A 15,538-nucleotide genomic window follows, 5' to 3' on the forward strand; every position below is an offset into this window, starting at 1 on the left:
CACACATAAAAAAACCGGGGGTTGCCCCCCGGCCGTTTCGCACAATTACAGGCCCAGCAGGCCAACCCAATAGCCGAAGATACCGATGACGAAGAAGCCGATGATGATCCACAACGCGTTGACTTTCTTGCGCAGCAGCCACATACAGGCGAAGGTCAGCAGCAACGGCACCAGGCCCGGCATCAGCTGGTCGAGGATGGTTTGTACCGTGGTGACGTTGGTATGCCCGGTCTGGTCGGTGATCTTGGATACCACCAGCGGGATATTTACGTGCGTCCACTTGTTGACCAGCGCCCCCATGACAAACAGGCCGAGAATGGACGCCCCTTCCGTCAGTTTCTGCAGGAAGCCGCCGCCCATGTCGTTGACGATATCCACCCCTTTGCGATAACCATAGGCCACGCCGTAGTAGCGGGTCAGCAGGCGCACCAGGTTGAACAGCACGAAGAACAGGATCGGCCCGAGCAAGCTACCGCTCATGGCGATGCCGGCACCGAGCGCGGCGAACACCGGCCGCACGGTGCCCCAGAAGATCGGGTCACCGACGCCGGCCAATGGCCCCATCAGACCGACCTTGATGCCGTTGATCGCGCCGTCGTCGATCGGCGCGCCGTTGGCGCGTTGCTCCTCCATCGCCATGGTGACGCCGAGCACCGGCGCCGCCACGTAAGGGTGGGTGTTGAAGAACTCAAGGTGGCGCTTGATCGCCTGTTTGCGATCGTCATTGTTTTCTGGATACAGGCGGCGGATCACCGGCACCATCGAGAAGCAAAAACCCAACGCCTGCATGCGTTCGAAGTTCCACGACCCCTGGAACAGGTTCGAGCGCAGGAATACGCCGCGGATATCGGCCGGCGTGAGTTTCTTTTGAGCAGTTGTATCAACCATTTCTCTCACCTATTCCTAGTCGAGTTCGTTATCGAGATCGTTCGCGCTAGCCGGGCCGGCCTGCACAACCTGAGACTTGTTGTATTTCGGGCTGAGCTGGATATACAGCACGGCCATCACCACACCGATGACGCCGAGCGCCACCAGGTTAAAGTTGGTGAAGGCGGCGGTAACGAAGCCGAGATAGAAGAACGGCATCAGGTAGCCGGCGCGCATCATATTGATGACCATTGCGTAACCGACCACCACGATCATGCCGCCCGCGATGTTCAGACCGCTGGTGACCACTTCCGGGATCGAGTTGAGCAGGGCGTGTACCCCGGCGGTGCCGACCGAGATGGCGACGATGACCGCCGGGATGGCGATGCGCATCGCCTGCAGCAGCAGGGCGCCGATGTGGATCCAGGTGATGGCGCGCAGGCTGCCGCGCTCCGCCGCGCTGTCCGCCGCGTGCTGGAAGGCCACGGTGAGGGTACGCACGATGATGGTCAGTACCTGGCCGGCCGCCGCCAGCGGAATAGCCAGGGCGATGCCGGCGCCGACGCTTTGCCCGCCGGCGATGACCAAAATGGTCGAGATGATGGACGCCAGGGCCGCATCCGGCGCGACCGCCGCGCCGATGTTCATCCAGCCCAGGGCAATCATTTCCAGCGTACCGCCGATGATGATGCCGGTTTTCATATCGCCGAGAATGAAGCCGATCAGAGTACAGGCGACCAGCGGACGGTGGAACTGGAACTCGTCGAGGACGGAACCCATCCCGGCGATACAGGCAACGATAAATATCAGCACAATCTGAAGAGTGGTGATCTCCATTGCACTTCTCCTATGACCAAGAAAGCTCTGAGTAAAATAATCAGCGGCGGGTGCCGTTAATTGAGTTTGTTAATCAGGTCCATCATTTTTAGCCGGCTGTCGGACGAGACCTTACGCACCTCCAGCTCGATACCGCGATCGTTTAGTTTCTTAAACGCTTCGATATCTTGTTCATCGACGGAAACGGCGTTGTTCACCTGGGTTTTCCCCTGGCGGAACGCCATGCCGCCGATATTGACGGATTTAATCTCTACGCCGCCTTCCACCAACCGCCAGACATCGGTCGGGTTGGTGAACAGCAGCATCACGCGATCGTTGGCGTATTTCGGGTTGTTCCAGACGCGGATCGCCTTCGCCACGTCCACTACGTGGGCGGTGACGCCCGGCGGGGCGACCTGGGTCAGCAGCGTTTTGCGCACGTGGTCGGCGGCGACTTCATCGCTGACGACGATGATGCGGCTGACGTTGGTCTCTTTGGTCCAACGGGTGGCGACCTGGCCGTGGATCAAACGGTCGTCGATGCGCGCCAGGCCGATTTTCATATGGTCGTTCGGCCCCAGCGGCGCTTGAGGGGCCGCGGCTTTGGCGACGGGCGCTACGGGTTTGGCGGGTTCTTCCTGCGGTTTTTTCAGCGCTTTCACGCCTTCACGGCCGGTTTCCAACGCCAGCGCCACCAGTTCATCGAAAGCGGGGTTGTCGTCCCGCGCCATGAAGGTTTCCACCAGCATGGGAATGTTGACCCCGGTGACGACCTCATAGTTTTCTTTATCGACCGCGATGCGGCTGGCGGCGTTGAACGGGCTGCCGCCCCAGGTATCCACCAGGAACAGCACGCCGCCGCTGGTATCCAACCCACTGATTTTTTCGTTGTACTTGACGATTAACGTTTCGGCATTCTCACCGGGAACGAAGTCTATAAAGGCGACGTTGTCCTGCTCGCCCAATAGCATCTCCGCCGTTTTCAGCAGTTGTTCCGCTGCAGCCCCGTGTGTGCCGATGATAATAGCTATTGCCACTCGCTACCTCCTCGTTGAACTCCAGGCGCGGTTTGTGTCGTTCTTCCGCGCCGTCTTGGCAGTCACTTCCGCGGTTCAGATACATTATGGTAGAAAAAAAGAAACGCACGCCTAACATTTCTCACGCAGTTTCAAATGCCTGTGCGCGATACTTCACGAACGCGTCATTTATTTTAGTGAGTGAAAAAATATTTTTTGTGACGCTGCTCCGCTATTGAATGCTCGGATAAACCTTAGCCAGCGCGGGGGGAATGGCGCTGCATCGCTCTCAACCGCGGTTGATAAAAGCCGCTTTGTCCTCCAGAAAAATCCTGATACAGTAATTTCCTCTTTCATCACTAAGGAGTGAAGGGCCTCAGCCCTCCCTATGGACTGTCACCGAAGTTACTGTTTTTCAAGGTTCCACCCGCCACCTGCTGGCGTTGCACAACATGTTCGGCCGCTCGGCCATCCCCCGGTAAGCCAATCCCGTAACCTTGCTATTGTCGACTGCGTTTATGCGGCGGCGGCATCGTCACGTCTGAGCCACGCGCGCTCATCCCGTCTTTGTTCTGGAGTCTGATATGGAATTTTTAATGGACCCCTCTATTTGGGCGGGGTTGCTTACGCTGGTGGTGCTGGAAATCGTGCTGGGCATCGACAACCTGGTGTTTATCGCCATTTTGGCCGACAAGCTGCCGCCGAAGCAGCGCGATAAAGCACGCATTATCGGTCTGTCGCTGGCGCTGGTGATGCGTTTGGGACTGCTGTCGGTGATCTCCTGGATGGTGACGCTGACCACGCCGCTGTTTAGCGTCGGTGAGTTCAGCTTCTCCGGCCGCGATCTGATCCTGCTGTTTGGCGGGGTGTTCCTACTGTTCAAAGCCACCATGGAGCTGCACGAACGGCTGGAAGGGCAGACGCATCAGGACGGCGCCAATCGCGGCTACGCCAAATTCTGGGCGGTGGTGGTGCAGATCGTGATCCTTGACGCGGTGTTCTCGCTCGATGCGGTGATTACCGCCGTGGGCATGGTGAACGACTTGCCGGTGATGATGGCGGCGGTGGTGATCGCGATGGCGGTGATGCTGCTGGCGTCCAAACCGTTGACCAACTTCGTCAACGCGCACCCGACCATCGTGGTGCTGTGCCTGAGCTTCCTGTTGATGATCGGCCTGAGCCTGATCGCCGAAGGCTTCGGTTTGCATATTCCTAAAGGCTATCTGTATGCCGCGATCGGCTTCTCGATCCTGATTGAACTGTTCAACCAGATCGCGCGCCGCAACTTCATTAAGCATCAGGCGCGTCGCCCGATGCGCGAGCGCACCGCGGAAGCGATCATGCGCCTGATGGGGCAACAGCGTGCGCAGCAGACGGACGACGCGGTTGCATTGCCGAGGGATGAAACCTTCGCGGCGGAAGAGCGTTACATGATCAGCGGCGTGTTGACGCTGGCCTCGCGTTCATTGCGCAGCGTAATGACGCCGCGCACCGATATCTCCTGGGTCGACTGTGAGCGCTCGCGCGAAGAGGTGCGTGAGCAACTGCTGGACACGCCGCACAGCCTGTTCCCGGTGTGCCGCGAATCGGTGGATGAGATCGTCGGTGTGGTGCGCGCCAAGGATCTGCTGGTGGCGCTGGAGCGGGGCGAGGATATCGCCGAGTTCGCCGCCCGCACGCCGCCGATCGTGGTGCCGGAAACCATGGACGTCATCAAGCTGTTGGCGGTGCTGCGCCGCGCCAAAGGCCGTCTGGTGGTGGTCACCAACGAGTTCGGTGTCGTGCAGGGGCTGGTGACGCCGCTGGATGTGCTCGAAGCGATCGCCGGTGAGTTCCCGGACGAAGACGAAACGCCGGACATCGTGGCGGAAGGCGAAGGTTGGCTGGTGAAAGGCGGTACCGATCTGCACTCGCTGGAACAGGCGTTGGCCTGCGATGATCTGGTTAGCCCAACCGCCGACTACGCCACCCTGGCGGGGTTGCTGTTGGCTCACTACGGCCAGATGCCGGTGGCGGGCGACAGCATCGAGCTTAACCGTCTGCGTTTCGACATCGTCGAGGTGTCCGAATACCGTATCGAACTGGTGCGCATCACCCGCGTCGTCTTCGACGAACAGGCGCATTCGTAATAACGCCGCCGGAGGCTTAGGCCTCCGGCGGGTTCTCTTCCGCTTTCCTGACGCGCGATTCGTACTGCTGCAACCACAGCGGGAAAACATGGATCGGCATCGGTTTGGCGAAATAGTACCCCTGCAGAGCATTGACCTCGCGCGCGCGCAGGTAGTCGGCCTGTTCCGCTGTTTCCACCCCCTCGGCCACCAGTTTCAGCTTCAGCCGCTGTGCCAGCATAATGATGGTGTCGGTCACGGTGGCGTTCACCGCGTCGGTGCCGATGGCGGCGGTAAAGCCGCGATCGATCTTCAACACGTCCGGGCTGAGGTTTTTCAGGTAGCTCAGCGAACTGTGGCCGGTGCCGAAATCGTCGATGGCCAGCATGATGCCCATGTCTTTCAACGTGCGGATCTGGTCGTACTGGATTGCCGACAGCGCGGTGCGCTCGGTCAGCTCCAGCATCAGCGAAGGCATCGGGTGCGCCGGCAGCCAAATCTGTCGGATATCGTCGATGATATTGAGCGTTTTAAAATGCTCGGCGGCGACGTTGATGCTGATGTAGAACGAGGGGCGCGGCGGGAATAGCCGCAGGTTTTCCGCCACGGTGCTCATCAGATAGCGGGTGAGCGGAATGATCAGCTCATGCTGCTCGGCCAGCGGGATAAACACGTCGGGCGAGATCCAGCCTTGCCGCTTCTTTTTCCAGCGCAGCAGCATCTCGACGCCGGCGCAGCGCCCGGTATCGCTGTGGATGATCGGCTGGCAGTAGACGCGGAACTCCCGGTGGGTGATGGCATGACCGATATGGTAAGACAGGCTCATGCGGTTGGCGGTGAGCAGATAGACCACATAGGCCGCCAGCAGGCTGATCAACAGCGCCAGCGGGATATGGCGTGGCAGCGCGGAAAGCGCCAGCATGCCGATCTGCGGGCCGAACAGCGAAATCGAGAATGGGTAGAGCGCAGAGCCGGCGGTGTAGCGCAGATCGTTGGTCAGGGTATCGCGGCTCAGGATTTCGCGGCGGCCATACTCCAGGCTGCTGTCGGCCACGTTCAGCACCACCCGCTGAACATAAGGCTCCTGCGGTTCGAGTAAAAAGTTGGACAGCAGTTCGATATTGAACACGTGCAGCACGCCGCTGGTCTTGTCGGCGGGGGATGGTGTCCACATCACCAGCGTGGGCAGGCCTTTGCTGACCGCCAGCGAGGGGCGTAGCGCCAGCCGGGCGTTATTGTTGACGAAGGTGGGCATCACCGCCGCCAGTTGATAATGGCGGGCGCCAAACAGGCTGGAGCAATAGATGATACCGTTTTTTACCAACAGCATGGCGCGCAGCGCCTGATTTTGTGCGGCGCGAAAGCGCAGGGTCGATGAGACGTTCTCGCAGGGTTGTTCCAGCATCTCCATACTGCGTTCCGCCTGCCGCTGCGCCGGGATCAGCAGCTGGTTGATCTTGCCGACGGTGCGGGTGGCCAGCGTCTGCTGGCTCTGCTCGATGCTTTTGACCTCTTGATAGTAACGGGTATACAGCGATACCAACAGAATAGCCGCGCCCACCGTTCCGGCCAGCAGCCAACGGTAGTAGCGATATCGAGACGCGGCGAGATGGGTCATCAACATCCGGTAAATCCTTGTTCGGTAATCCAGCTCCGAGTCACAGTCAGGCTATAGGTCCTTAAATTGCGCTCGGCTAATTCTAGCCTGAGGTTATACAAGATTGATGGTAACTCAGTAAATTATTTCAGTTTGGTAAAACAGAAAGCCAATTTGCAGGTTAACTGGCGGATCGATGAGGAAAACGCAGGATATTTTTTGGTGACGGCGTCACTAAGCGCCGCCAATGAATTGATTATCCATAAAAAACCCCGCCTGGCGGCGGGGTTGTCTGTCAGTCGCATTGTACCTTGATCGCCAGGCCGCCGCGGGAAGTTTCGCGGTATTTGGCGTTCATGTCTTTGCCGGTTTCGTACATGGTCTCGATCACCTTATCCAACGAAACACGCGGTTCGCTGGTGCGGCGCAAGGCCATGCGGGCGGCGTTGATCGCCTTGACCGATGCGATGGCGTTGCGCTCGATGCACGGCACCTGTACCTGGCCGGCGACCGGGTCGCAGGTCAGGCCCAGGTTGTGTTCCATGCCGATCTCCGCCGCTACGCACACCTGCTCAGGGCTGCCGCCCAGCAGTTCGGCCAGGCCGGCCGCCGCCATGGAGCAGGCGACGCCGACTTCACCCTGACAGCCGACTTCGGCGCCGGAAATGGAGGCGTTCATCTTGTACAGCGCACCGATGGCGCCTGCAGCCATAAAGTAACGGATGTAGATGTCCGGGCTGACGGACTCGATGAAGTGATCGTAGTACGCCAGCACTGCCGGCACGATGCCGCAGGCGCCGTTGGTCGGTGCGGTCACTACACGGCCGCCGGCGGCGTTCTCTTCGTTAACCGCCAACGCGAACATGTTGACCCAATCGATCACGTTCATCGGATCGCTGGACAGCTTGTCCGACGCAACCAGCATGCGGCGCAGTGCGGAAGCGCGGCGCGGTACGCGCAGCGGCCCCGGCAGCACGCCTTCGGTGTTCAAACCGCGGTCGATACAGGCGCGCATGGTCTGCCAAACGTTGCCGAAATAGGTGTCGATGTCCTGCTTGCTGTGCAGCGCCAGTTCGTTCTGCATCACCATGCCGGACAGCGACAGCCCGGTCTCGCGGCAATGGTCGAGCATTTCACGCGCGGAGTTGAACGGATACGGCATTTGCAATTCTTGCTCGCCGTCCTTACCGAAGTTCTCTTCGTCGACGATGAAACCGCCACCGATGGAATAGTAGGTCTTGCTGTACACTTCTTTATCGCCGGCGAAGGCGTGGATCTGCATGCCGTTTTCGTGCAGCGGCAGGTTGTCGCTGCGGAAGACCATGCCGCCGTCGCGCGGGAAATCGACTTCATGCAGGCCGTTGGCCAGCATCAGGCGTTGACGTTGCTCTACATCGCGAATAAAACCCGGAATGCTATCGATATCGACGGTGTCCGGCATGTTGCCGGCCAGGCCGAGAATGATGGCGATATCGGTATGGTGACCTTTGCCGGTCAATGAGAGTGAGCCGTAAACGTCTACGGCAACACGCGTGATAGAAGGCATCAGGCCTTTATTTACCAGATCGTCGACAAACTGTTTGCCGGCTTTCATCGGTCCAACCGTATGAGAGCTGGACGGGCCGATGCCGATCTTAAACATGTCGAAAACGCTAATCACGCTAAAACTCCTTAAAGAGACGTATTGTTATGGCTGCAGCGGTTAAAAACCGCGCAGGGAACAGCGATATTGTAAAAGGGCCGTGCGGGTTCGGCTGCCTTTTTCGCATGAAATTAAATAATCCTTGGTGTCGCTTTTTTTACTGATTACCCGGGGCGAACCCTTGTGCGTGGCATCCGCTTTCGCCCAAGCTCCATTAGCGGTAATCGCGCCAGCTTTCCTTGCTGAACGCCGCCGGCTTAATCCCTGTTTCTACAGTGGTTTATCTCGGACGGTGGTATTTTACAGGTATTTCGTAAGGTTTAAGAGAGGGTTTACAGTTTTTTTAAAACCATTCAACCGGAACGGTAGTTGAAAAAGCGAACAAATGAAGTGATATCGATCGCTTTACCTGCAGCGGAAACCGACGGCCGCGCCAGATTGAGAGTCAGATCACGCTATGGCGGCTAAATGCTGACCTGCTGCGCCAGACGCCGAATAATGGCGGCGGTCAGCCCCCAGATAAACTGGCTGTGATACCAGGAAAGGTAAATGCGGTGCGTGTGGCCGGCGCGATGGATGTCCAGCGGATAGTAACGCGACAGGGTTAAGGCTTCGTGCAGCGGCACTTCGAACACGTCCGCCACTTCGCCTTCATTGGCGTGGAACTGCACGTCCGGCGGGATCAGACCGACGATCGGCGTGACCTGAAATCCGGTGCTGCTGTCGAGCGGCGCCATTTGGCCGAGTACGGTCACCGCCTGGGGCGGTATTGCCACTTCCTCCTGCGCCTCGCGCAGCGCCGTGACGATCGCCGAGCCGTCTTCGGCATCGGTTTTACCGCCGGGGAACGCCACCTGGCCGGCATGTTTGCGCAGCGAATCGGCGCGGCGGGTCAGCAGCAGCGTCGGTTCAGGGCGGCAGACGATCGGGATCAGCACCGCCGCCGGCCGCACATTGTGCGAGGTCTGCGCCGCCTGCGGCAACTGCAGTTGAAAACGGCTGATAAAGGCGTGCAGCGAGGCCGGCGAGTTCGATGGGATCACGACAGGGCACACTCCCCGAGCAGCGGCAGAATGCGGCCAACCTTGTCGAAGGTTTCCTGATATTCCGCCTGTTCTTGACTGTCCGCCACGATGCCGCCGCCGGCGGAACAGTAGATACGGCCGTTTTCGGTAACGAGCGTGCGGATGGTGATGTTGGTGTCCATCGTGCCGCAGGCGCTCAGATAACCGATGCTGCCGCAGTAGGCGTTGCGCCGCTGCGGCTCCAGCTCTTCGATGATTTCCATCGCCCGTACTTTGGGGGCACCGGTGATCGATCCGCCGGGGAAGCAGGCGCGCAGCAGTTCGGTCGCCGACGCGTTGTCCGGCAGGGTAGCGGTAATGGTGCTCACCAGGTGGTGTACCGCCGGGAACGGCTCCACGGCGAACAGCTCCGGCACGCGGACGCTGCCGGGTTGGGCGACGCGGCCGATATCGTTGCGCAGCAGATCGACGATCATCAGATTTTCAGCGCGATCCTTGGGGGAGTCTGCCAGACGGCGAGCCTGGGCGGCGTCTTGTTCCGCATTCGCCAGCCGCGGCAGCGTGCCCTTGATCGGGCGGGTTTGGATGCGCTGTTGCTCCAGCCACAGGAAGCGCTCGGGAGAGACGCTCAGCACGCTGTTGTGAGGCAGGCGCAGGAAGGCGGAGAACGGCGCGCGGTTGCTGGCGCTCAAGCGGCAAAATGCCTGCCACTCATCCCCCTGATAGTCGGCGGAGAACCGCTGCGCCAGATTGATTTGGTAGCAGTCGCCGCTATGCAGGTAGTGTTGAATGCGTTGGAATTTCTCGCCATATTGCCGCCGGCTCATGTTGGCGCGCCAGTCGCTCAGCAGGGTGAAAGCCCCCACCGGCGGCGCAGATTGTTCATTGAGCCAACGCCAGCGCTGTTCCACATCGCCATAGCTGAGCAGCGTCAGGGTTTGCTGCCGGTGATCGGCGATCAGCGCCCAGTCGTAAATGCCCACCGCCATGTCCGGCAGGGCGAGGTCGGCTTCGGCCGACTGCGGCAAGGTTTCTACCCTGCGCCCGAGATCGTAGCCAAACAGCCCGAGAGCCCCCCCCTGAAACGGCAGGTCCGGGTTAAAGCGCGGTTGCCAACCTTGCGCCGACAACTGCTGTTGCAGCAGGCTAAACGGATCGGCCGCCGACGGGGTCATGACGCCGTCACGACTGATTTCGGTAGTGTCGCCACGGGTGATAAGGGTAACGCGTGGCTCAGCGACCAGGATATCGAAACGGTTATGCGAATGGTCGGCATGCCCCGAATGCAGCAGCATCGCCCAAGGTTGCGATGAAAGCGGGGCGAAAAGCGTCATCAGGGCGCTGCGGCTGTAGGGCAAAGGCTTTATGTTTGGGGCGGTTACGCTCATGAACGTCAATAAACCTGGCTGTGAAGACGGCGATATCTGGCGGTTAGTGTGCCATAGACGGCGGTAGCATGCATGTTTTGCCATGCGGGACATGCAGCACAGTTCACATAAACGGTAGTTCAATAAACCTGAAATAAGGCATTTTTTGCGCCATTCATTATACTTCGATATGTTAAAAATTTAACGTCAAAATGAACTGGAAGCATTATTTATCGAGGGCGTAAGACCCGAGAAATATAAAAACGATTCGTTAATTTCACAATCTTATTGTTTCCTCTTGTTATTAAATTCAGGAGGCGGGGTGGTCTTGCCTGATAATGGGTCGCATCGCCATTCTTTGAAATTAACGGCTTAATTATTCAACACTTTTCTTGCTGAGGGCATGAAAAGTAAAAATAAGATTAGTCCCATTTCAGCGGTTGCGGAAGTCTGAATGCTTTATTCATTTTCCCAAAGTGCGCTGAACGGATTGATATTATTTTAAAAAATAAAATTATTATTTTGTTACATTATCATTGAAGAGCTGCCTATGTCGTTAATGCTGAGCGTCATCGTCCCGATGCACAATGCGGGAGAATTATTAGAGCCTTTCCTGGCCTCATTGCTGGCCCAACGGGAGCGCCGGTTGGAGGTGATCATCGTCAATGACGGTTCTACCGACGGTTCAGGAGAGGTCGCGCACCGTTACGCGGCCGCGCATCCGCATATTCGGGTGATCGATCAGGCGAACGCCGGCGTTTCCAATGCACGCAATGCCGGATTGGCCGTCGCCCGGGGTAAATACGTGGCGTTTCCCGATGCCGACGATCTGCTGGCGCCGGATCTGTATTCCACGCTGTTGGATCAGGCGGAACAGCATCAATTAGACGTGATGCAATGCAATGGCGAACGTTATTTCGCCAGCGAAGATGAATTACAGCCGATTTTTCCTCCTGAACGCTTACGCAGCACCGGCGTTATCACCGGCGTAGAATGGTTTGAGCGCGCGCTGAAATCGCGAAAATTTATTCACGTCGTGTGGCTGGCGATATATCGCCTCGATTTTATTCGCCAACATCGGCTCTATTTTGAGCCGGGGTTGCATCACCAGGATATTCCCTGGACGACTGAGGTCATGTTTAATGCCCGGCGGGTCAAATATTTAAGTACGCCGCTGTATCGCCAGCGGGTACACGATAAGTCGATCAGCAATCGCCGCCGCACCGGCCTGGCGAACGTAAATTATCAACGTCACTATATGAAAATCGTCGAAATGCTGGAACGGCTCAATCTGCGTTATGCGGGCACGATCGCCATTCGCCCGGCTTTCCATTGGCAGATCACCCGTGAGGCATTAGGCATTTGCCACAGTATCCGCCGTGAACCGGAGCTGGCGGCCCAGTGTCAGATTACCGAAGAGTTCTACCAGCGCGGCATCGACAGGGCGATGTTCGGCAATGCGCGTGGCCTCAAGCAGGGGTGGCACGTCATGCTGTGGCGGCATCGCCTGAAGCAATGGCGCAACGACAACGGCTGTTCACAGCCTGCCTGAGACACAAGACGTTGGGATCCGCCGCGTTAGCGCGTATACTCCTTCTCCCTTTTGCCGGAGAGAACGACACATGCATGCAGGTATGCCATTACTGAGTCACGCGGAACAGCAGGAAGCGGCGGATCGCATCCATCAACTGATGGAACAGGGCATGAGCAGCGGCGAAGCCATCGCTCGCGTTGCGCAGGAAATCCGTGAGAAGCACCAGGGTGCCCAGGTTGCGGTGTTGTTCGACGACGAAGACGAGCAGCATGAAGCCGAACTGGAAGCGCCGCAGGACGACGATGCGGAAGAAGAAGACGAAGACTATTGATGTTATCGGGGCCGCGTAAGCGGCCCCGTCAGTTTCAGCGTTCTACCGCCACGGCGGCGGCGGCCTGTTTCGCCAGCTCCACTGCGTGTTCCGTGGTATCTGCCGTCGCTAACGCCACGCCGAGGCGACGTTGCCCAGCGATCTCCGGTTTACCGAACAGACGCAGCTGATTGTGCCCGCGCAGCGCGTTTTCCAACCCGCTGAAACGCACATCGGCGCTGGTGAGCTGCGGCAGGATCACCGCCGAGGCGGAAGGGCCGAATTGGCGGACGGCGCCGATCGGCAAGCCGAGAAACGCGCGAACGTGCAGGGCGAACTCAGACAGATCCTGTGAAATCAACGTCACCATACCGGTATCGTGCGGGCGCGGTGAAACCTCGCTGAAGATCACTTCGTCGCCGCAGACGAACAGCTCTACGCCGAACAACCCGAAACCGCCTAGGGCTTTCACCACTTTCTCCGCGATGGCCTGCGCGTGGCTCAGCGCGGTCGCCGACATACGCTGTGGTTGCCAGGATTCGCGATAATCCCCATCCTCCTGACGGTGCCCGATCGGCTCGCAGAAGTGAACGCCGTCCACCGCGTTGATGGTCAACAGCGTGATTTCAAAATCAAACCTCACCAGCCCTTCGACGATCACCCGGCCGCCACCGGCGCGCCCCCCCTGTTGGGCGTAATCCCAGGCGCTTTGCAGCTGTTCAGGCGTGCGGATCAGGCTTTGTCCCTTGCCGGAAGAACTCATCACCGGTTTGACGATGCACGGGTAGCCGATATGCTCGACCGCCTGACGGAAGGCCGTTTCGCTGTCGGCAAAGCGGTAGCTGGACGTGGGCAGGCCGAGCTCTTCCGCCGCCAGGCGGCGGATGCCTTCACGATTCATCGTCAGGCGCGTGGCTTCGGCGCAGGGCACCACGCGGTGGCCTTGGCGTTCCAGCTCGACCAGCATGGCGGTGGCGATCGCTTCGATCTCTGGAACGATATAGTTCGGACGTTCTTGTTCGATAACGGCTTTCAACGCATCGCCGTCCAGCATGTTGATGACGTGGCTGCGGTGCGCCACGTGCATGGCGGGGGCGTCGGCGTAGCGATCGACGGCGATCACTTCCAGGCCGAGGCGCTGGCATTCAATGGCGACTTCTTTACCCAGCTCGCCGGAGCCGAGCAACATGACGCGGGTGGCGGATGGGCGCAGGGCGGTTCCAATCGTTAACATAGTTTCGTACCTGGATCGGTGAAAGTAAGCGGATTGATGATCGGCGGGCAGTATATACGAAAACGATTGCGTGCACAGCCGTCGTGCCAGGTTTGTTGCTAACTTACTGTTTTTATAACAAGCAGAAATATTTGCCCTACATGGACGATTGTGCGTTAATAAGCGACGGCGAAAGAAGGCCTATATATAGCAGGGTTTTCGCGTCTCGTGCCGTCAAGGCAGGTTTATCAAGTAAAGGAAACACAAATGAGCAAGATCACTGGTCACGTTAAATGGTTCAACGAAAGCAAGGGTTTCGGCTTTATCACGCCTGCCGACGGCTCTAAAGACGTTTTCGTTCATTTTTCCGCTATCGTTAGCGATGGTTTCAAGACCCTGGCTGAAGGCCAGCAGGTTGAGTTCTCCATCCAGGACAGCCAGCGTGGCCCAGCCGCAGCCAACGTCGTTGCCATTTAACGACCGAGCCGCCAAGAAACCCGCCGCCGGCGGGTTTTTTTATGCCCGCTGCCCGTTATGCCGCCCATCTCTGTTATCATTTACCGCTGATTCGGCGCCAGCCTGCGGGCGCGCCGCCATTCCATTCGTCATATAAGAGTTATCGCCGTGAGCACAGTTTCTTTTTCTTCCCTGCCGCTGCCAGCCGAACAGTTGGCCAACCTCAACGAACTGGGGTACGCCGAAATGACGCCGGTGCAGGCCGCCGCGTTGCCCGCCATCCTGCAAGGGCGGGATGTGCGCGCCAAGGCGAAAACCGGCAGCGGCAAAACGGCGGCGTTCGGCATTGGTCTGCTGAATAACATCGTTGTCAATCAGGTCGCCACACAGGCGCTGGTATTGTGTCCCACCCGCGAACTGGCCGACCAGGTGAGCAAAGAGCTGCGCCGTCTGGCACGCTTCACGCAAAACATCAAGATTTTGACGCTGTGCGGCGGCCAGCCGATGGGGCCGCAGCTCGACTCTCTGGTGCATGCGCCACACATCGTGGTGGGGACGCCGGGCCGTATTCAGGAGCATCTGCGCAAGAAAACGCTGCTGCTGGACGAATTGAAGGTGCTGGTGCTGGACGAAGCCGACCGCATGCTGGACATGGGCTTCGCCGACGACATTGACGATGTGATCAGCTACACGCCGCCACAGCGTCAGACGCTGTTGTTCTCCGCCACTTACCCGGCAGGCATCGAGCGCATCAGCGAGCGCGTTCAGCGCCAGCCGCAGAGCGTCGAGGTGGACGATGGTGAAGCGCAGGCTACCATTGAGCAACGTTTCTACGAGACCACGCGCGATCAGCGTCCGGCGTTGTTGGTGTCGGCCATTCGCTATCATCAACCTGCTTCCTGCGTGGTGTTCTGCAATACCAAACGCGATTGCCAGACGGTGCTTGAGGCCCTGGAGGCCCGCGGCATCAGCGCACTGGCGCTGCATGGCGATCTGGAGCAGCGCGACCGCGATCAGGTGCTGGTGCGCTTTGCCAACCGCAGTTGCCGGGTGCTGGTGGCGACCGACGTCGCCGCGCGCGGGCTGGACATTAAAGAGCTGGAGCTGGTGGTTAACTACGAGCTGGCGTTCGATCCCGAAGTGCACGTGCACCGCATCGGCCGCACCGGCCGCGCCGGCATGAGCGGGCTGGCGATCAGCCTGTGCACACCGCAGGAAATGGCGCGGGCGCACGCGATTGAAGATTATCTGCAGATGACCGTCGATTGGGCGCCACTCTCCGAGCTGAGCGGGGCGGCGAACGGCTCACTGGAAGCGGAAATGGTGACGCTGTGCATCGACGGCGGCCGCAAAGCGAAGATCCGTCCCGGCGATATCCTCGGCGCGCTGACCGGCGATGCCGGGCTGACGGCGGCGGAAGTGGGCAAGATCGATATGTTCCCGGTACACGCCTATGTCGCGATCCGCAAGGCCAGCGCGCGCAAAGCGTTGCAACAGCTGCAACAGGGTAAAATCAAAGGCAAAAGCTGTAAGGTACGGCTGCTGAAATAAGCCGAAAGCGGGGGGGCGGTTTGCCTTCCCGCCGAC

At 58.9% G+C, this 15,538-nt stretch carries 13 protein-coding genes; 5 read left to right on the forward strand and 8 right to left on the reverse strand.

What is annotated here, in order from left to right; genetic code table 11:
- Positions 1-45: 45 nt before the first annotated feature.
- Genes BHU62_RS10395 through manX form a run of 3 tightly spaced genes read right to left on the reverse strand, consistent with a single transcriptional unit; the run spans position 46 to position 2,720 of the window.
- Positions 46-888 (reverse strand): PTS mannose transporter subunit IID, encoded by an 843-nt coding sequence (locus BHU62_RS10395; RefSeq protein ID WP_073531935.1) that lies wholly within the window; start codon positions 886-888, stop codon positions 46-48.
- Between the two features lie 15 nt (positions 889-903).
- Positions 904-1,704: a PTS mannose/fructose/sorbose transporter subunit IIC gene (locus BHU62_RS10400; RefSeq protein WP_073531936.1), complete on the reverse strand. Its 801-nt coding sequence runs from the start codon at positions 1,702-1,704 to the stop codon at positions 904-906.
- 56 nt (positions 1,705-1,760) lie between these two features.
- Positions 1,761-2,720, reverse strand: coding sequence for a PTS mannose transporter subunit IIAB (manX, locus tag BHU62_RS10405; protein ID WP_073531937.1), 960 nt, complete (start codon positions 2,718-2,720; stop codon positions 1,761-1,763).
- A 563-nt stretch (positions 2,721-3,283) separates the two neighbouring features.
- Between manX and BHU62_RS10410 the strand changes: the two genes are divergently transcribed.
- On the forward strand, positions 3,284-4,828 hold the full coding sequence (locus BHU62_RS10410) for a TerC family protein (protein WP_073531938.1): 1,545 nt from the start codon (positions 3,284-3,286) through the stop codon (positions 4,826-4,828).
- A gap of 16 nt (positions 4,829-4,844) precedes the next feature.
- On the opposite strand, the gene BHU62_RS10415 is transcribed toward BHU62_RS10410, so the two are convergent.
- From BHU62_RS10415 to pabB, 4 genes are all read right to left on the reverse strand, one after another.
- Positions 4,845-6,431, reverse strand: coding sequence for an EAL domain-containing protein (locus BHU62_RS10415; protein WP_073531939.1), 1,587 nt, complete (start codon positions 6,429-6,431; stop codon positions 4,845-4,847).
- Between the two features lie 268 nt (positions 6,432-6,699).
- Positions 6,700-8,064 carry an L-serine ammonia-lyase gene (gene sdaA, locus BHU62_RS10420; RefSeq protein WP_073531940.1) on the reverse strand — a complete coding sequence of 455 codons (1,365 nt, stop codon included), beginning with the start codon at positions 8,062-8,064 and terminating at the stop codon, positions 6,700-6,702.
- A gap of 446 nt (positions 8,065-8,510) precedes the next feature.
- A complete protein-coding gene (locus tag BHU62_RS10425; protein WP_073531941.1) occupies positions 8,511-9,089 on the reverse strand; it encodes a CoA pyrophosphatase in 579 nt (192 codons plus the stop codon).
- Positions 9,086-10,459, reverse strand: coding sequence for an aminodeoxychorismate synthase component 1 (pabB, locus tag BHU62_RS10430; RefSeq protein ID WP_073531969.1), 1,374 nt, complete (start codon positions 10,457-10,459; stop codon positions 9,086-9,088). The genes BHU62_RS10425 and pabB overlap by 4 nt, the downstream gene beginning before the upstream one ends.
- Before the next feature lie 529 nt (positions 10,460-10,988).
- On the opposite strand from pabB, the gene BHU62_RS10435 reads away from it, so the two are divergent.
- Positions 10,989-11,990 carry a glycosyltransferase gene (locus tag BHU62_RS10435; protein WP_073531942.1) on the forward strand — a complete coding sequence of 334 codons (1,002 nt, stop codon included), beginning with the start codon at positions 10,989-10,991 and terminating at the stop codon, positions 11,988-11,990.
- Positions 11,991-12,060: 70 nt separating this feature from the next.
- On the forward strand, positions 12,061-12,303 hold the full coding sequence (locus BHU62_RS10440; RefSeq protein ID WP_073531943.1) for a YoaH family protein: 243 nt from the start codon (positions 12,061-12,063) through the stop codon (positions 12,301-12,303).
- 34 nt (positions 12,304-12,337) lie between these two features.
- Here the strand turns inward: BHU62_RS10440 and purT are convergent, their stop codons facing one another.
- A complete protein-coding gene (gene purT, locus BHU62_RS10445) occupies positions 12,338-13,516 on the reverse strand; it encodes a formate-dependent phosphoribosylglycinamide formyltransferase (protein ID WP_073531944.1) in 1,179 nt (392 codons plus the stop codon).
- Positions 13,517-13,762: 246 nt separating this feature from the next.
- On the opposite strand from purT, the gene cspC reads away from it, so the two are divergent.
- Together cspC and dbpA are read left to right on the forward strand one after the other, a co-directional pair.
- Entirely contained in the window at positions 13,763-13,972 is a 210-nt protein-coding gene (gene cspC, locus BHU62_RS10450) for a cold shock-like protein CspC (protein ID WP_004927572.1), read from the forward strand.
- Positions 13,973-14,119: 147 nt separating this feature from the next.
- Positions 14,120-15,502 (forward strand): ATP-dependent RNA helicase DbpA, encoded by a 1,383-nt coding sequence (gene dbpA / locus BHU62_RS10455; protein ID WP_073531945.1) that lies wholly within the window; start codon positions 14,120-14,122, stop codon positions 15,500-15,502.
- Positions 15,503-15,538: the final 36 nt, after the last annotated feature.

Source organism: Serratia marcescens (assembly GCF_001902635.1).
Taxonomy (GTDB): Bacteria; Pseudomonadota; Gammaproteobacteria; order Enterobacterales; family Enterobacteriaceae; genus Serratia; species Serratia marcescens_F.

Bases quoted from the DNA above. Each gene is read 5' to 3' on its own strand.
- BHU62_RS10395 (WP_073531935.1), bottom strand. From the start codon at position 888: ATGGTTGATACAACTGCTCAAAAGAAACTCACGCCGGCCGATATCCGC.
- BHU62_RS10400 (WP_073531936.1), bottom strand. From the start codon at position 1,704: ATGGAGATCACCACTCTTCAGATTGTGCTGATATTTATCGTTGCCTGT.
- BHU62_RS10410 (WP_073531938.1), top strand. From the start codon at position 3,284: ATGGAATTTTTAATGGACCCCTCTATTTGGGCGGGGTTGCTTACGCTG.
- BHU62_RS10415 (WP_073531939.1), bottom strand. From the start codon at position 6,431: ATGTTGATGACCCATCTCGCCGCGTCTCGATATCGCTACTACCGTTGG.
- pabB (WP_073531969.1), bottom strand. From the start codon at position 10,459: ATGAGCGTAACCGCCCCAAACATAAAGCCTTTGCCCTACAGCCGCAGC.
- BHU62_RS10435 (WP_073531942.1), top strand. From the start codon at position 10,989: ATGTCGTTAATGCTGAGCGTCATCGTCCCGATGCACAATGCGGGAGAA.
- BHU62_RS10440 (WP_073531943.1), top strand. From the start codon at position 12,061: ATGCATGCAGGTATGCCATTACTGAGTCACGCGGAACAGCAGGAAGCG.
- purT (WP_073531944.1), bottom strand. From the start codon at position 13,516: ATGTTAACGATTGGAACCGCCCTGCGCCCATCCGCCACCCGCGTCATG.
- cspC (WP_004927572.1), top strand. From the start codon at position 13,763: ATGAGCAAGATCACTGGTCACGTTAAATGGTTCAACGAAAGCAAGGGT.